13 protein-coding genes and 1 other annotated feature are annotated in these 16,991 nt (G+C 45.3%); all 13 genes read right to left on the bottom strand.

Annotation, left to right across the window (positions count from 1 at the left end):
* Nucleotides 1-204: 204 nt before the first annotated feature.
* The 13 genes from tyrS to fliD all read right to left on the bottom strand — a co-directional run bounded on the left by tyrS (nt 205) and on the right by fliD (nt 16,989).
* Nucleotides 205-1,428 (bottom strand): tyrosine--tRNA ligase, encoded by a 1,224-nt coding sequence (gene tyrS, locus CSX02_RS11415; RefSeq protein WP_031544076.1) that lies wholly within the window; start codon nt 1,426-1,428, stop codon nt 205-207.
* Nucleotides 1,429-1,465: 37 nt separating this feature from the next.
* Nucleotides 1,466-2,440: an aldolase catalytic domain-containing protein gene (locus CSX02_RS11410; protein WP_099386756.1), complete on the bottom strand. Its 975-nt coding sequence runs from the start codon at nt 2,438-2,440 to the stop codon at nt 1,466-1,468.
* A 41-nt stretch (nt 2,441-2,481) separates the two neighbouring features.
* Nucleotides 2,482-2,744, bottom strand: a binding site (T-box leader).
* A 55-nt stretch (nt 2,745-2,799) separates the two neighbouring features.
* Nucleotides 2,800-3,462, bottom strand: a complete 663-nt coding sequence (locus CSX02_RS11405) for a ribulose-phosphate 3-epimerase (protein ID WP_099386755.1) — start codon at nt 3,460-3,462, stop codon at nt 2,800-2,802.
* Between the two features lie 18 nt (nt 3,463-3,480).
* On the bottom strand, nt 3,481-4,824 hold the full coding sequence (locus CSX02_RS11400; RefSeq protein WP_099386754.1) for a CDP-glycerol glycerophosphotransferase family protein: 1,344 nt from the start codon (nt 4,822-4,824) through the stop codon (nt 3,481-3,483).
* Entirely contained in the window at nt 4,821-6,869 is a 2,049-nt protein-coding gene (locus CSX02_RS11395) for a glycosyltransferase (RefSeq protein ID WP_099386753.1), read from the bottom strand. The genes CSX02_RS11400 and CSX02_RS11395 overlap by 4 nt, the downstream gene beginning before the upstream one ends.
* A 23-nt stretch (nt 6,870-6,892) precedes the next feature.
* Entirely contained in the window at nt 6,893-7,330 is a 438-nt protein-coding gene (locus CSX02_RS11390) for a GatB/YqeY domain-containing protein (RefSeq protein WP_031544070.1), read from the bottom strand.
* Nucleotides 7,331-7,469: 139 nt separating this feature from the next.
* A complete protein-coding gene (locus CSX02_RS11385) occupies nt 7,470-8,897 on the bottom strand; it encodes a flagellin N-terminal helical domain-containing protein (protein WP_099386752.1) in 1,428 nt (475 codons plus the stop codon).
* Between the two features lie 276 nt (nt 8,898-9,173).
* Nucleotides 9,174-10,877 carry a hypothetical protein gene (locus CSX02_RS11380; protein WP_099386751.1) on the bottom strand — a complete coding sequence of 568 codons (1,704 nt, stop codon included), beginning with the start codon at nt 10,875-10,877 and terminating at the stop codon, nt 9,174-9,176.
* A 129-nt stretch (nt 10,878-11,006) separates the two neighbouring features.
* A complete protein-coding gene (locus tag CSX02_RS11375; RefSeq protein ID WP_099386750.1) occupies nt 11,007-12,416 on the bottom strand; it encodes a flagellin N-terminal helical domain-containing protein in 1,410 nt (469 codons plus the stop codon).
* Nucleotides 12,417-12,855: 439 nt separating this feature from the next.
* Entirely contained in the window at nt 12,856-14,244 is a 1,389-nt protein-coding gene (locus CSX02_RS11370; RefSeq protein ID WP_099386749.1) for a flagellin N-terminal helical domain-containing protein, read from the bottom strand.
* 276 nt (nt 14,245-14,520) lie between these two features.
* Entirely contained in the window at nt 14,521-15,018 is a 498-nt protein-coding gene (gene flgN, locus CSX02_RS11365; protein WP_099386748.1) for a flagellar export chaperone FlgN, read from the bottom strand.
* The gene (gene fliS, locus CSX02_RS11360) at nt 14,996-15,388 is read right to left on the bottom strand and encodes a flagellar export chaperone FliS (RefSeq protein ID WP_031544064.1); all 393 of its coding nucleotides are present in this window, start codon (nt 15,386-15,388) and stop codon (nt 14,996-14,998) included. The genes flgN and fliS overlap by 23 nt, the downstream gene beginning before the upstream one ends.
* A gap of 29 nt (nt 15,389-15,417) precedes the next feature.
* The gene (fliD, locus tag CSX02_RS11355; protein WP_031544063.1) at nt 15,418-16,989 is read right to left on the bottom strand and encodes a flagellar filament capping protein FliD; all 1,572 of its coding nucleotides are present in this window, start codon (nt 16,987-16,989) and stop codon (nt 15,418-15,420) included.
* Nucleotides 16,990-16,991 lie beyond the last annotated feature (2 nt).

Here is a 16,991-nt window from a genome sequence, read left to right as displayed (position 1 = left end):
AGGAGAAGTGCAAATAGTTGAAAGAACAACCTCATTCGAAGAAGTGATGCGTACAGCTTTGCAGAGAATCATGTCTTGGGCGCCGTGTATGAGGGAGGGCTGAGAAAGGGTGGGCAGCGGTGGCGGAGGAGCCGAGGGAGCCGGGTGAAAGGGGGGTGCGACAAAAAACGAAGCAGGCAGTGCCTGCTTCGCGATGTTTGGGGATTAGATTTGGACGCGTGCGAATTTTTTCTTGCCGCGCTTTACGAGAAGGCCGTCGCCTTCAAATGCGCTGCGCTCATAGCGTGTTGCGATATCGGTGACTTTTTCGTCGGCAACCGATACACCGCCCTGCTGTACATTGCGGCGTGCATCTGCGCGGGATTCGCATAAGCCGGATTTTACCAGAACGGATAAAATGTCGATGGAGCCGTCTGCAAAATCTTCATCGGCGAGTGTTACGGTCGGCATGTCAGCAAGGTTTCCGCCGCCTGCGAACAGTGCATGGCTGGCTTCTCTTGCCTTGACTGCCTCTTCCTCACTGTGTACGAGTTTGGTCAGCTCGAATGCAAGAATTTCTTTTGCTTCGTTGAGCTGTGCGCCTTCCCAGCTGTCCATCTTGTTGATTTCCTCAAGCGGGAGGAAGGTCAGCATGCGGATGCATTTGAGGACATCGGCATCCGATACATTTCTCCAGTACTGGAAGAACTCGAACGGTGAAGTCTTGTTTGGATCAAGCCATACTGCACCGGACTGTGTCTTGCCCATCTTCTTGCCTTCCGAATTCAGAAGCAGATTGATAGTCATGGCATATGCATCCTTTCCAAGCTTACGACGAATCAATTCGGTTCCGCCGAGCATGTTGGACCACTGGTCGTCTCCTCCGAACTGCATATTGCAGCCGTATTTCTGGAATAATGTATAGAAGTCAAAGGACTGCATAATCATGTAGTTGAACTCGAGGAAGGAAAGTCCCTTCTCCATACGCTGCTTGTAGCATTCTGCTGTCAACATACGGTTTACGGAAAAATGCGGTCCGATTTCGCGGAGTACATCCACATAATTCAAATCCATAATCCAGTCTGCATTGTTGACCAGAATTGCCTTGTCATCTGAGAAGTCGATGAATTTGCTCATCTGCTTCTTGAAACATTCCACATTATGATTGATCGTCTCTGTGGTCATCATCTGGCGCATGTCAGATCTGCCGGATGGATCACCGATCTGCGCGGTACCTCCACCGATTAGAACTACCGGCTTGTTTCCGGCCATCTGCAGTCTCTTCATCAGACAAAGTGCCATAAAATGTCCTACATGAAGAGAATCCGCTGTCGGATCGAATCCAATGTAAAAAACAGCCTTTCCGTTGTTGACCATCTCTCTGATCTCGGCCTCATCCGTCACCTGAGCGATCAATCCTCTTTCTACTAACTCTTCATAAATTTGCATAGTTGCGTCTCCTTATACCTTTTATATTTTCAACCGATTAATCCAGGAGTGTCAGTTCCTTGTAGAATTCTGCATAATCGGTTCTTTTTTCTTTTGTAAATGCAATCGCTGTGCGCGGATGCTGGTTGAGCAGTCCTGTCATCAGATATTGCAGATCATATCCCCAGACCACACCGGATTCGCGCAGCGGAACAATATATTTTTCAATGAATTTGAAACTTTCAATCTCACGATACTTCGGATTCTTGAGGAAGCCAAGCAACAATTCCATCTGACAGTTGCCTGCGCCTCTTCCCATTCCGCCGTAGGTTGCATCGAGATAATCCACACCGTCTCCAACCGCTTCAATCGTATTGGCGAATGCGAGTTGCTGGTTGTTGTGTGCATGGATGCCGAGCTTCTTGTTGAATTTGGTTGCAAATTCTTCATAGACACTGCAAACACGGGCAAGCGATTCCGGATAAAATGCACCGAAACTGTCCACCAAATAAATCACATCTGCCGGTGATTTGCCGATGATATCCAGCGCTACGCGGATATCGGATTCCTGGCAGTTGGACAGTGCCATAATATTACAGCTGACTTCGTATCCCTTTGCTTTTGCATCTTCGATGATCTCCACTGCTGCCGGAATCTGATGTACATAGCAGGCTACACGCACCAGATCAATCGGGCTGTCGGAACGCGGGCGAATATCCTCGCGGAAATTACATCTGCCGACATCAGCCATGACAGCTACTTTTACGCCGTTTTCCTTGTCACCGACAATCTCATAAATGTCATCATCGTTGCAAAATTTCCACTTGCCGAACTTATCCACATCAAACATTTCTTTGTCGGCTTTGTAACCGAATTCCATGTAATCCACACCGGCTTTGCCGTTCGTCTTGTACAGCTCACGCACAAATTCGTCGGTGAAAAAGAAATCGTTTACCAATCCGCCATCTCGAAGTGTTGCATCGACCACGCGAATGTCCGGACGGAAGTTCATTAAGTTTGACAGTTCTTTCATAGTATCCCTTTCTTAATATAAAAAGCCCCCTCATCCTGTATTATAAGGACGAGGGGGCATTACTCGCGTTACCACCTTATTTTGTATTTCGCTCACACGAAATACCTCAGCAAGTGCCATAGCCAATCTATGATACTCTGGCGTTGATCACGCGCGCCACTGCGTTGCAGCCTACTAATCCTCTCGGATATTTGGTGCACAGCTCCGGGATGTATTCCCAATATGCTTCCCACGCGCCTCTCATCAACCGGCAACTTTCTGTTTGTTTCACAATAAAGGTACTTGTTCCTTTCATAGCCTTTCACATGTTAAATTTGTTTGCAATTATATATTTTTTTGCCGTCAGTGTCAACATCCTTTTAAATATTTAATGCATGCACATCCCGCAAAATATCCGCATACGGACGGCCTTTTCCGAACAGCACCGTCGTACCGAGGACAAATCCGTCCACACCTTTTGGTGCAAATTCCAGAATCTTATCTGCACTGCAGGCGCCGTCCCAGTAAAGTTTAAATCCCATTTCCTCCTTGAGACGAATCAGGTGTTCGACCTTTTGTCCGACATATGGCAGATACATCTGTCCCGCATTTCCCGGATTCACCGACATAACCAGTACGCGATCGACTATCCGCAGCATCTCCATGACCGTCTCCACACTGGTGCCCGGATTAATTGCAATTCCCGGTGTCAGTCCGGCATTGATAATGGATTGCAGCGTCGTCGACGGATGATATTCCGCTTCCGGATGAATATAGACCGTATCCCCATGGCGCAGGCTGCGCAAAAACAGATCGATATGCGTATTCGGATGTTCAATCATCAAATGTACATCCAATGGCTTGTCCGTGGCAGAACGAATATAGCGCAGGTCGTTTAAGGACATGGCAAAGTTTGGCACATAACGGCCGTCCATGATATCAATGTGAAACGAATCGATTCCCGCCGCCTCCAGGTCCCGTATTTCTTTTTCCAAATGTCCAAAGTCAGCGCACATCATTGACGCAGTCAATTCGAACTCCATATTGGTCTCCTTCCATTTTTAGACTTCTATATCTTCGAGCATAATCGGAATCTTAAGTTCTTTGCAAAGCGCGACCAGACTGCTCTGATCCCCGTAATAGGCATCGGCAACCACCAGCGCGCGGTCGAGTTCTGCGGATTCATCGTAGATGCCCCATTTCTCTTCCCGATACCGGTTCACGATTTGCAGATAACCGTCCCGAAGCTCCGGCTGCATGGATTCAATCGTCTGCAGATAAAGCGGATGCGGCCGCCACAAAAGGGCAATATCCTCTCGATTCTCATAAAATGTCTGTAAAACGCGCCGAATCTTGTCGAGCATTTTGTCCGAATGCTGAAGCATAGCCGACAAAGAAATATTATAGAGCACCGTCTTGCGCTTCGTCCCGTCTTCGCGATACAAAACCGGCTTCCAGTCATCCGGAATCTCCAGTTCATCCCGCAAGGCACGCTCCCTGGCCTCAAACAGTTTGTCATATTTTGGTGAACCGTACGCGACAAAGCGTCGATACAGTTCCTGCGGATTGATTTCTCTTCCATGCATCACTGCGGCAATCGCATACTCTTTGATATAAATCTGGCGCATATTCTCGGATTGCAGCCAGACTTCATCCGCAAAAATCGTTCCCGGCGTGTAGCAAAAATGCTTCATGCCATCGATTGCTTTCTGGTTCTGCGGATCAATCTCATTGAGCACAAAGTATGGAATGTAGATCAACTTCTCAGTGTAATCTTTGATATAGCAGGAAAAATATTCCGTCGGAACCGTCGTGACATGATTGCACTGATCATATGGATTGTGGATAAAAATCATATCCGGATGATGCAATCGCAGATCATATTCGCGGTAATCCTCCACCGGCACATCCTTCGGATAATCCGGTCCGTCATAATGAACATCTTTATAATTTCCCTGTGGATCCTTCTCATAATAGGGGATTGGAATCACATGGCATTCCACCTGCGGATCCGACGCATATTTGCGCCATACGCTTTCGAGACTGTCCCACATTGCCAGATTGTAAGGCAAAAAAACGACCTCCGTCAAATCCGGAAATTCCTCCGCGAAAACCTCGCGCAAATTGGTAATCAGCGCCAACAAATGTGCGATTGCATCCCCACAGGACTGCGCATCCGCCATCGATGTCTCGTAAATTGCTTCGCAAATCTCTTCGAGCACCGGGACAGACTGTGTGTCCAGACCCTTAAGTGCCTCGATTCGTGTGCCAAGCGCAACTGCATGCTCCTGTAATGCCTGCAGAAAATAAGGCCTTTTTGTCTCACCGACCTCCGCGATCTGCAGTGCTGCACGATTCATCCATTCTATTGAATTCAATAATTGTTTTCGTACTGTTTTACTCATAACATATTTGCACGAAGCAACATCTCTGCCACTTCCAGGTCATTTTTTGTCGTCATCTGCAACTGTGACAAAATCGCTTTTGCCTGCTCCTTTTGTCCCTGCGCAAGCAGCTGTTCCGCCGTGGCAAGGATCTGTGCTTTCAATGCTTCCATCTCAGCGCGGGCCTCACGCTTCCTGTCATTTTCTTCGGCCTCTTCACGCACCAGAAATACGCGGATACTTGGGGCAAAATCCGGATATTCCACCGCCACATGATGCAATTCCTTGACATGATCCATATGATCTGCCGTCTCAAATGCGCAAATCAGATGCTTTGCAAGCTCAATCGAAGGCAACTGCATCGGGATTTTTGTCGCAATGCGCGCTTCGAGTGCATGCGCATATGCCAGAAACTGCTGCTTTTGTTCCTCGATGGTCAGGCGCTCGAGCCCATATCGCACAGTCAGTTCCTGTACAAACAGATCCAGATAATCATATCTTGGGTCCTCGCAGCTCTTAATCTGTGCAAAATATTCCTTCATCTGTGCCACTGCCAGCCAGCCGCGATGCTGCAAATGTGCCTCCAGCTCCTTTTGCCAGACTTCCGGCGGCATGGACAAAAAATATTTTTCCAATTGATGACCGTCAATGGTCCTCATTTTTGCATAGGACAAAATCCAGTCATACCGGTCTACCAGCGCAAGCTTCTCCAGTAGCGGCAGTTCGTCATGATCTTCAGACGCATCATAGAGCATCACCAGATCCGATAATTTGTCCCAGATATATGCGTTCTCAAAATAAGTCGTAAGTGCCTGCTTCCAGATGTCTGCCGTTTTGGAATCTTTTACCGGATCCAGCGGTCTTGCCATCGCTTCCCCGATGGTATCCAGCAGGCCTTCGTAGATATATAAGCTGTGTTGTTCCCAGCCGAGATGACGGCTGTACTCCGCCAGATGTGTGCAGTCATTCTGCTTTAATTCCGCGATCAGGGCAATCGAATAAATGCGTTGCCGGCTCGACTGATCAAATGCTTTTCCGACAAAAACCGATGAGGATTCGATGAATTTGAGTGCCGGGTTCTGATTCAGATAAGCATCCTGCTCTCGATAGATTTGTACCATTTCACATGCTTTTGCATATGCCTTTGTCTGCACATATGCATGCGCCGCATACAGTGCGGCATATGCGCGTCCACTGTGGGTCACGAGCGGATCCTTCATCATCTCCTCAGCCACTTTGATGACTGCTTCAAACTGTCCGGTTGCCGTATTCGCAATCAGTTCTCCTGCATAAAATCCGGTCAGATTCACACCGTATTCCGACGCATGATCCGGATTGGCAAGCAGCTTTTCGCGTGTCAGTTCCTGCCCTTCCTGTGCACAACGGAGCAGTCTGTCATATTCTTTTGCAGCATGATATTCCTGCATCAGCAGTCCGCGCGGGCGCAGATTTTGCGGATCGTCCTGAATCATTTCAAGCAAAAGGGATGTATTGCGCTCATAATGCTGCCGCTCCTCTTCCGGGCTCTTGTGAATGTAGCCATAATGCTCCACAATGGATGCAATCGCAGCAATATTCTTGCCTTCAATCGGTTCCAAATGCTCATGAATCTTATCTTCAAAGTGCACACCCGGCTCCACTTTAATCATGCGGCCAACCCATGCGTCACTGTATTCCGTGCCGTCCCAGTCATGGTAATTCCGCTGAATATAGGTCGCAAATTCAGACTTTTTGTGCCCATCTCCTTTAAAAAATTCGATCAGCTCATCCGTATCAATGAACCATTCATCGTCATCCAGATACAGATACCACTCGCCCTGTGCGGCATCGAGGCTGACCTGTCTGGCTTTCGCAAAATCATTACACCAGGTAAACTCAATCACTTTATCCGCATACGAATCCACCATTCTGCGCATCTGCGCATCACATCCGGTGTCAGTTACGATCAGCTCGCACGGTACCTCTTCCCGCAATCTGGTCAGCGATTGAAAACATTTTTCAGTTGTCTCTTTGCGATTCGATGCCATCACCGATATCGTGAGCAGAATCTGTTTCTTCCCGTGCATCTGTTTCTTCCTTTAACACAATCCTACTGGCATAATTTTGCCACGACCTGATTAATCACTTTTCCGTCTGCTTTGCCTTTTAATTCAGGCATGACATGCTTCATGATATTTCCCTTATTCTTTGTTGCCAATACATCGGCAAACTTTTCTGTTAAAATTGCTTCCACTTCTTCTGCTGAAAGCATCTTTGGTGCAAATTCTTCAAATACAGCAAGGCGTGCGCGATATTCCTCCAGCAGTTCCGTGCGGTCTGCCGGGCAGGTATCAATCTGTTCCTTAACGCTCTTTACTTCCTTCAAAATCGCAGAATTCACCAATTCTTCCGATGGATTCTCACGCTCACCGCTATCAATGGCAGCCTTCTTTGCAGCCGAAACCAGCACTGAAATGCTTTCTTTTCTCGGCTTATCCTTTGCCTTCATAGCTGCAATCATCTCTTTCTGCAAATTCTCTAAGGTCATCTTTTCATCCTCCTGTATCTCATTTCTTTATCTTTTTATTCTACTATATTCCACCCCATTTTCAAAGTATCTCTGTCCTTATAAAAAAACCGGATGGAAAATTCCATCCGGTTTTTGTTTTGAAGGTTGTAATTTCTGATTACTGGAGTAAGGAAAGAACGCCCTGTGTTGACTGGTTTGCCTGTGCAAGCATTGACTGTCCTGCCTGTGCAAGGATGTTGTTCTTGCTGTAGGTAACCATTTCTTCTGCCATATCTGTATCGCGGATACGAGATTCAGCAGCTGTGGTATTCTCTACTACGTTATCCAAGTTATCGATTGTATGCTCTAATCTGTTCTGGATTGCACCGAGTGCAGATCTCTGAGCAGATACTGTTCCAAGTGCGTCTGCGATTGCATCGATTGCATAGGTAGCAGCTGTACCGGAATCATCTGATACATTCAGTCCCTTGATTCCAAGACCTGCAGCGCTCATAGCCTTGAGGTTTACAGTAATCTTGTTGGACATATCTGCATCAGAACCAACATGTAAGTTGAATGAAAGATCATTTGCTACATTTACTGATCCCTTGTTGATGGTGAAAGTCCAGTTCTGATCATCATCATGTTCTGCTTCATCTGTGGTGGAGAATTCATCTGCACCAATGTTGTTTGCCTGTACAAGTGCAGTTCTGATCTTTTCAGCTACTTGTTCAGCTGTCAATGTATGCTGCTTGTCATCATATGCCCATACAGTAACCGGCTTGTTGGTATCTGTAATTTCGCCAAGTGCAACCTTTGTTCCGGCGCTAACCATTTCTGCCAATTCAGCAAACTGATAAGTTGATCCGGTTCCTGCATCATATACCTCTGCTGGGTTATCTGCAGTCGGGTTTTTAATCTTGGTATAAGTGGTTCCACCGATGGTAACTTTATCAAGAGTTCCGCCTGAAATCTGGCTTTGTACATGAGACAGAGAGTCTGCTGCGCTGACACCACTGTCAGACATCTTGATATTGTACTGCTGACCAGCTACGGTTACAGTCTTTCCTGTTTCAAGTTTAACGGTAAGTGTTGCCTTTTCCGGTCCATCTACGAATGAGATATAAGCACTGTCTGTTCCGACAACACCTGCATCATGACCCTGAAGGTGAACAGTCTTGGTTCCGTTTGCACCCTTCAATAACATGGTCTCATTGAATTTGGTTGTCTCAGCAACACGATCGATTTCTGTTGTTAACTGATTAATTTCGCTCTGAATCGCATCACGATCTGATTCTGAGTTTGTTCCATTTGCTGCCTGTACTGCCAACTCGTTCATACGCTGAAGCATTGCCTGTACTTCGTTCAAAGCACCTTCAGCTGTCTGTACTGCAGATACACCGTCCTCTGCGTTGGTAGATGCCTGATCAAGTCCGCGGAGCTGCTTTCTCATCTTTTCAGAAATAGCAAGTCCTGCTGCGTCATCCGCTGCTCTATTGATTCTGTAACCAGAAGATAACTTCTCAGTTGACTTTGACTGTGCGCCTGTTGTGATGTTTAACATTCTGTTGGCATTCACTGCCTGCATGTTGTGCTGTACTACCATTACTTTTTCCTCCTTGAATGTGCTACGGTGGTTAACCGCAATTCCTTTTTTGGTTGTTTGGTTTGGTTATTTTTTGATTAATGTTTTGTTACTTGTAATCTATATCGGGCTCGAATTGAAATACTTTAGTGAAAATTTGAAAAAAATTAAAATTAGTACCTTTTTCCTATTCATTTGTAAACCCTTGATTTTCCTATATCTTGTACATGACAACAAAAAATGTTGGGCATTACGCCCAACATTTTGATTGCAAATCTTTGTGAATCTTTGCCAATATTATTTTGAAATCGTATTAATATAGTATGTTCCGGTCTCACTTTGCTGCGCATTTACCTTGATTTTATCTCCGATACGCAATGAAATCAAAGATTCATTATCGGCAAATTTCTGACGCAAAATGGTTCCGTCTTCCGCCTCAAGATAGACATAGGTGTCGCCTCCGATTGCAACATACTCGATGGATGCAATGGTCACTTCCAAATCGACAGGATCTTTCAATTTGGTCTCGTCGCCATCATCATTGGTATCGCCATCGTCAACTGCATCTTCATCGCCACCGGCTTTTACCAGCTTCTTATATTTGCTGAAACAGTCATCGAGGTTGGACGCGGTTGTCACAATATTGTATTGTTCCACATTGACCATTGCATATAATTTGACGATTCCGCTGGCATCTTTCAATACCATGACATAGGTCGGCTTGTCATATACATTGATCAGCGACGGAAAGCTCGCCTGATAGCCCTTTTCCTGTACCTCGCCTTCGGCTGCGGACATTGCGGAATTTTCATCTGCACCTGCGATGCTGTAATAATGTGCTTCGGATGTGCGCTGGTTGACGAGAATGAATCCGATGTTGGATGCATCATCATTCACGGAAGTAATGCCTGTATAGATCCAGATGTCTCCGTCCTTTGCGACATATCCATAATCCGCCACATAATTTTCATCTTCACTGTTGTAGGTTTCCGTACATTTTTTGCAACCTTTTTTGCCAAATAGTGAATTCCAGAATCCGTTGCCGAGTTCTCCTGTCCAGTTGTATTGCTTCGTCAGCAATTCTCCGTCAAAGACATCATCGACCCAGGTCGGAATTTCTGCAACGTCATAATAATCACAGTCTCCGTTGGTCGGATCACAGATGATTGCACCCTTTACAGTATCGCCACCGAACAATCCAATCTTGTAGGTATATACGCTTGCAACGTAATACGGATTGCCTTCTTCATCCACTTCGAAGTGGGTATTTCCGAAAATTGCTGTCGGATAGTGGAAGCGGATATTGCGCTCAAGGTCGGTATTGAAATATGCCGACGGTACATAGCGCATGCCCTTTTCAAGCTTTACATAATCTGCATTCTGCTCAACCGGGTCAACAGCAACATATCCCGGGACACCCTTGTCACGGTTGCCCCACCATTTGAAAAATCCTGCATAACGCAATGCTGACACCTTCTGTGGTGCACCATTTCTGTCAATCTGTGAATAGTCATCCGACACATCATACTGACTGACGAGATCACTTAAGCTTCCGATTTCGCGGTTGCCCAGTCGGATGGCACTGTTGGTATCCATCAAAGCAATCATCGACAATGCCGTCTGCTGATTGATGTCCTCCGAGAATTCATAATCCTCTGTCTTCAAAATAGAGGCATATCCCTTTGCATGAAACAGCTTCGCACCTGCGATATCTCCGATCAAAATGATGATAATGCAGGCACCGATTGCGCCAAATAATATTTTTGCCGGTTTGTTGGCGACCGTCTTTATCATTTTGACACCCTTTTTGGTCACCTTCACATCCGATGTGTGAAACAGCGATACCAGGGCCGGCGGCAACAAAACGACCAAAGCCAGGTACAGCCAGAATCCGATCGAATGCGGATTCAGTGCCGGAAGCAATACATAATAAGTGCATCCCAGCCAAAGTAGATAAATCACAATCAGGATTGCGATTCTGATTCCTTTATTTCCCTTCATTTCACTTCTCCTTTCCATGATTTGTGTATACAGTGTCTCAAATCTCCCCATATCTGTCAAGCAAAGGGCAAACAAAAAGGGACGCGTTTCGCGTCCCTTTTACACTGTATAGCTTTGTCTTTTGCCCGATTATCCGAGAAGAGAAAGTACACCCTGTGTTGATTGATTTGCCTGAGCAAGCATTGACTGGCCAGCCTGTGCAAGAATGTTGTTCTTGCTGTAGGTAACCATTTCTTTTGCCATATCGGTATCACGGATACGGCTCTCAGCAGCTGTTGTATTCTCAACTACGTTATCTACGTTGTCGATGGTATGCTCTAATCTGTTCTGGATTGCACCGAGTGCAGATCTCTGAGCGGATACCTTTGCAACAGCATCGGCAATTGCATCAATCGCATAAGTTGCAGCCATTCCGGAGTCGTCTTTGACATTGAGATCCTGAACTCCAAGTCCTGCTGCGCTCATTGCTGCGATATCAACGGTAATCTTGTTTGACATATCGGCATCAGCGCCTACATGTAATGCAAATGAAAGATTCTTGGCAACGGTTGCCTTTCCCTTTTCGATTACGAATGTGCACTTGTCACCGTCAATGGTTCCCGTAGCTGAAACAGTTCCGGTGTCAACACCAATGTTATTTGCCTGAACCAAAGCAGTCTGGATTTTCTCCTTTGCTTGGTCAGCTGTGATGTTGCTTGCAAGTGTGTAATCACGAGCGACCTCTTCATTGCCGCTTCCAACCTTAATCTTTGCACCGTCTACAACCTTCTCCTGTAATTCTCCTGCAGAATAGATGGTTCCTGTTCCTGCATCAAATTTTACTGTACCGTTATCAAGAGATGAGGTATAGGTGGTTCCGTTGATTACTACAGTCTCACCTGCCGCATTGATTGCTCCGATTGCATCCTTTAACACTTTCAGTCCGTCCGCTGCGGTATCTGCATTTGCCTTTTCATCCTTGGTAATGTTGTATTCCTTACCAGCGATGGTAACTGACTTTCCGGCCTTCAATTCGACGGTCAGAGTTGCCTTATCGGCACCGTCTACAAATGTTACATTGTTCGGGTCAGTTCCTGCAATACCGGCATCGTGTCCTTTCAGGTAATTCTCCTGAGTTCCGTTGGTACCTTTCAAAAGATAGGTCTCATTGAACTTGGTTGTCTCAGCAACACGATCGATTTCTGTGGTCAACTGTGCGATTTCGTTCTGGATCGCTTCACGGTCAGATTCTGAGTTAGTTCCGTTAGCGGCCTGAACAGCCAGTTCGTTCATACGCTGAAGCATTGACTGTACTTCATTCAAAGCACCTTCAGCGGTCTGTACTGCAGATACACCGTCTTCAGCGTTGGTGGAAGCCTGATCAAGACCTCTGATCTGCTTTCTCATCTTTTCAGAAATTGAAAGACCAGCTGCATCATCTGCTGCACGGTTAATCTTAAATCCAGACGACAACTTCTCAGTTGACTTGGACTGAGCATTTGTTGTAATATTGAGCATTCTGTTTGCGTTCATTGCCTGTAAGTTGTGTTGTACTACCATAATTTTTTCCTCCTTGAAAATAAAACATCCGCTTCCTTGCGGTAATTTTGGTTTGTCTTTCTCTATTTAATTTTTCTTTGAAAAAATAAATACCTGTTAAATGTTTGGGCTTTGTATCTCCTTTCGAATATAGGTTAGACAAAGTTCTACTGATTTCTATATCGGAAGTACCGGTTAAAACTTTACCCTTTTTTGAGAAATATCGTAAAAACACAAAAAAAGAACCGCCTTGCGGCGGTTCTTTTATAGTAGTAGTAATGTTGCACAGCAACAATGTTTTCAACCAAATTAACCAAATTTAAATTCTAAAGGAGCTCGTACGGTAACCAGCCGTGCGGCTTGTTTGATACCTTTAGAGCATTCAAGGAGTCGCCGAGCGACTCCTTGAACTAGTGTTATTTCTAACTGTTTTTTAACTTTTAAATATTCGGTACTCCGATTAGCCGAGGAGTGAAAGAACACCCTGGTTAGAAGAGTTCGCCTGAGCGAGCATTGACTGGCCAGCCTGAGCAAGAATGTTGTTCTTGCTGTAGTTAACCATCTCCTGAGCCATATCGGTATCACGGATACGAGATTCAGCAGCTGTGGTATTCTCAACTACGTTATCTACGTTATCGATGGTGTGCTCTAATCTGTTCTGGATAGCACCGAGTGCAGATCTCTGAGCGGATACCTTTGCAACTGCGTCTGCGATTGCATCGATAGCATATGTAGCAGCCATACCTGAATCATCTTTTACATTAAGTCCCTGTACACCAAGGCTTGCAGAGCTCATAGAAGAGATGCCTACAGTAATCTTGTTAGACATATCAGCATCAGCACCTACATGTAATGCGAAAGAAAGATCCTTAGCAACAGTAGCCTTTCCCTTGTTGATAGTGAACTTATAGTTATTGGTAGATCCATCCTGTGCACCGGTTGCAGATACTGTACCGGTATCAACACCGATGTTGTTAGCCTGCTTCAAAGCTGTTTCGATCTTGCTCTTAGCAGTAGCAGCATCAATGTTCTTTGATGTCAGGGAGTAATCACGAGCTACATGTTCAGTACCATTACCAACTTTAATCTTAGCGCCATCTACTACCTTTTCCTTAATTTCATCAGCTGAATATAAGGTACCAGTACCAGCGTCGAACTTGTTGTCAGCACCCTTTGTATAGGTGGTTCCGTTGATTACTACAGAAGAAGCACTATCTAAAGCGGTCTTCAATGTATCAATAGAATCATCAGCGGTATTAGCGCTACCTTCAGTAATGTTATATTCCTTACCAGCGATGGTAACTGACTTTCCAGCCTTAAGTTCTACAGTCAATGTAGCCTTGTCTGATCCGTCTACGAATGTAACATTGTTTGCATCGGTACCAACGACACCAGCATCATGACCCTTTAAGTAGTTGGTCTGTGTTCCGTTTGTTCCCTTTAAAAGATAAGTTTCGTTGAACTTGGTTGTCTCAGCAACACGATCAATCTCAGTTGTTAACTGTGAAATTTCGTTCTGGATAGCTTCGCGGTCAGACTCAGAGTTTGTTCCGTTTGCTGCCTGAGTAGCCAGCTCGTTCATTCTCTGAAGCATTGACTGTACTTCGTTCAAAGCACCTTCAGCTGTCTGTACTGCAGATACACCGTCTTCTGCGTTGGTAGAAGCCTGATCAAGACCTCTGATCTGCTTACGCATCTTCTCAGAAATTGAAAGACCAGCTGCATCATCTGCTGCACGGTTAATCTTGTAACCAGAAGATAACTTCTCAGTTGACTTAGACTGAGCACCTGTTGTGATGTTGAGCATTCTGTTGGCGTTCATCGCCTGCATGTTGTGTTGTACTACCATAAATTTTTTCCTCCTTGAAAATAAAATGCCGCGTCCTTGCGGTAAGTTTGGTAATTGATGTGGCTCTCCTTTTCTCTCGACCGTACGCTTCGGTTGAATTGTTCACCACTTGTGACTTGATTATAGTACCTTCGTCACGGTTTGTAAAGTACTAATTCGGCCAAAAGTACCGAAAATTTATAGCGAAAGCTGCAAAATCCTTGAAAAACAAGGATTTTGCAACTCACAACTATCCAGAAAATTTATAAAATTGTCAATGTACAAGTATTGCCCTTGTTACTTTTTATTGTCCATGAATTGCGGATCAATCAATCCGCTTTTCATCATGGTCTTATAGTATTCCGTCGTTGCCTTCGAATTGGCACGCACCGATTTGGCGCGATGCTTCACCTGTGCAAATCGATTGGTCATAAGCTCCTTATTGCGGGCCTCCTGCTTTTGCAAATCCACACTCCTGTCGGTGATTTGTCGGATCAGCTCCTGCATTTGGATAATCTTATCCCGGTATGATTCGCGGTCGGTCTCGAGCAGCTCTTTGACACGGTCAAAAAGCTTGTCAAAACCACTGTCGAGCTGATCCAATTGATCAATATACTCGCTCTTTTGGTCGACGGTTTTATCAAATGCATCCGGCGAGGACATATCGTCCTCGAGGATTTCTTTTTGCTGCATGTTCACTTTTTCAATGGCATCAAGTACCGCAAGCTTTTTGGTCAAAGACTGCACCATGATGTCAAGATAACTGTTGTCATTAGATTGCACGCTTTGTTCCATTTCCGGCAATTGTCATTACCTCTTTCCATGTGTCACGCATAGTACGCAAATGTTTCAAAACTTCCTCTAAGATTTCTGCATCTTTCTTGATATTGGCCTCTCTTAAACGGCTGATCAGATACAGATATACCTTTTCGAAGTCTTTTGCCACCTCATATTTGTGATCCAACGAAGTCTGGAATTCTATCACAATTCGTTCGGTCTTTCTAATATTGTTGTGAGCTTTCTCTATGTCCTTTTTTTCCAAAGCAAGAATCGCGATGTTCGTGAATTTAATCGCGCCATCATAAAGCATCAGAGTCAATTCTGCCGGTGATGCGGTGAGGATTTTGCTGTTGTTATACGCATTAAATGCCTGTTGCTGTAACATAGGATCGTCCCCTTTCCGTTGTGTTTGAACTATCCAAGTATTCCGGTCAAAGAAGAGGTCTGGCTTTGTAATTCGGACAGTTTTGCTTCCATCTTTGCAAACTTCTGATAATAAAAATCTTCTTTATCCGTTACTTTCTTTTCCCATTGCTTGATAATGGATGTATAATCGCCATATTGCTTGGTCATCTGTTTGTCATTGTAGATGGTATAAGCAGAACTAAGTTCCGTAGCGGTCATTTTCTCTCCGATTGCATCGTAGAGTTTGGTGGTGAGTTGCTTCATAAAGTCCACAACTTCATCCGGGTTTGCGCTGAGTGCTGTCATCAGCTTATCTTTACGGCCGGAGGTATTCTCATCCTCCTCGTCTCCGTCAATGTGATATGCATTCTGCTCATTCTTGGCAGAATTGAGAATACCAAGTGTCTGGATGCCGTAGGATGCCAGGGATACCTTGGTTCCGTTTACGGTAAAGGTACCGCTCATTGCGGACATCATGGATTGCATTACGCCGCTGAGTGTACTGTCCCGGCGCAAAAGGGAATCCTTGATCTTGGTCTCCCATTTTTCAATCTCCGTCTCATTCATCGCGTCTTTTTCGTCATCGGTCAGCGGTTCATATCCGCTGGAGGACTCTGCGTTGTAGAGCTTTGTGATTTCATTGATCACACTGTTGTATTGAGACAGGAAGTCTTTGATCTTGTCATAGAGTCCCTGTGTATCTGTCTGTGTATTGACTGTAATTGCATTCTCGTCACCGTCTCCGGTCACACCCAATGCTTCGATTGTCAGTCCATTGATATTAAATGTATTGCTGTTGCCGGTATATAATACACCATTCAGACGAATCTTTGCATCCACACCTTTGACCATTGTCGCATAGTTGGTGGTGTCACTCTCCTCTGCGCCCTCCGGCTGGGTATTCAATCCGATTGCAGCAAGCAGTGCATCCGCATTCTCATCGCCCGGTGCTGCGGTCACACTAAAATCACCCTCAGTTCCGGTCTTCTTTGAATTCAGATAAAAACGATGATTCGTTGCATCATAATTCGCATTGATGCCTGCCTTTTGTAATCCATCAAGCAAATCCTTGACTGTTGAATTGCCGGATAAAGACAATTCTGTCGTCTTGTCATTGCCATCTTCATCCTTTGTCGTAATATTAATTTTGGCAGCGACCGGTTTGCCATCTTCGTCCTTCACATCATAGCCCAGCTTGGACAACTCTGTCTTGGAGTCAATGGTTCCGGAATATTTCTTGGACAAATCCGCAGATGTCATGTAGGCAGTCTGCGCAGAAGCAATAATATTTAATTTCTGCGTACCGTTTACGGCACTGCCGTTTGCGGTGACTTTTGCCTTGGTCACATCCGATACGGATGCTTTCTGCAGAGAATATCCACTTGAAAAACGCAAGCCGGAAATGCTGGTATACAATCCGTATACCTTTGTATTTAAGCCTTTCCAAGCCTCCTGCGTCCAGGAGAGTTTGGTCTGCTGTTTTGTGTATTTGTCAACTTTTGCTGTATAGGATGATACCATTGCCGATACGAGCGATTCAGTATCCATTCCCGATACAAGACCTGATACTCTTGTAGGCATAT

The sequence above is a fragment of the Agathobacter ruminis genome (assembly GCF_002735305.1).
Taxonomy (GTDB): Bacteria; Bacillota; Clostridia; order Lachnospirales; family Lachnospiraceae; genus Roseburia; species Roseburia ruminis.
The sequence above is the reverse complement of the archived record's forward strand: the minus strand, read 5'-3'. Positions and strand labels throughout refer to the sequence as shown.

What these genes read in the sequence shown, in the direction of transcription:
- CSX02_RS11400 (WP_099386754.1), bottom strand. Translation starts at nt 4,824, where the DNA reads ATGAGTAAAACAGTACGAAAACAATTATTGAATTCAATAGAATGGATG.
- tyrS (WP_031544076.1), bottom strand. Translation starts at nt 1,428, where the DNA reads ATGCAAATTTATGAAGAGTTAGTAGAAAGAGGATTGATCGCTCAGGTG.
- CSX02_RS11410 (WP_099386756.1), bottom strand. Translation starts at nt 2,440, where the DNA reads ATGAAAGAACTGTCAAACTTAATGAACTTCCGTCCGGACATTCGCGTG.
- CSX02_RS11380 (WP_099386751.1), bottom strand. Translation starts at nt 10,877, where the DNA reads ATGAAGGGAAATAAAGGAATCAGAATCGCAATCCTGATTGTGATTTAT.
- CSX02_RS11390 (WP_031544070.1), bottom strand. Translation starts at nt 7,330, where the DNA reads ATGACCTTAGAGAATTTGCAGAAAGAGATGATTGCAGCTATGAAGGCA.
- flgN (WP_099386748.1), bottom strand. Translation starts at nt 15,018, where the DNA reads ATGGAACAAAGCGTGCAATCTAATGACAACAGTTATCTTGACATCATG.
- fliD (WP_031544063.1), bottom strand. Translation starts at nt 16,989, where the DNA reads ATGCCTACAAGAGTATCAGGTCTTGTATCGGGAATGGATACTGAATCG.
- CSX02_RS11370 (WP_099386749.1), bottom strand. Translation starts at nt 14,244, where the DNA reads ATGGTAGTACAACACAACATGCAGGCGATGAACGCCAACAGAATGCTC.
- CSX02_RS11405 (WP_099386755.1), bottom strand. Translation starts at nt 3,462, where the DNA reads ATGGAGTTCGAATTGACTGCGTCAATGATGTGCGCTGACTTTGGACAT.
- CSX02_RS11385 (WP_099386752.1), bottom strand. Translation starts at nt 8,897, where the DNA reads ATGGTAGTACAGCACAACATGCAGGCAGTGAATGCCAACAGAATGTTA.
- CSX02_RS11375 (WP_099386750.1), bottom strand. Translation starts at nt 12,416, where the DNA reads ATGGTAGTACAACACAACTTACAGGCAATGAACGCAAACAGAATGCTC.
- fliS (WP_031544064.1), bottom strand. Translation starts at nt 15,388, where the DNA reads ATGTTACAGCAACAGGCATTTAATGCGTATAACAACAGCAAAATCCTC.
- CSX02_RS11395 (WP_099386753.1), bottom strand. Translation starts at nt 6,869, where the DNA reads ATGCACGGGAAGAAACAGATTCTGCTCACGATATCGGTGATGGCATCG.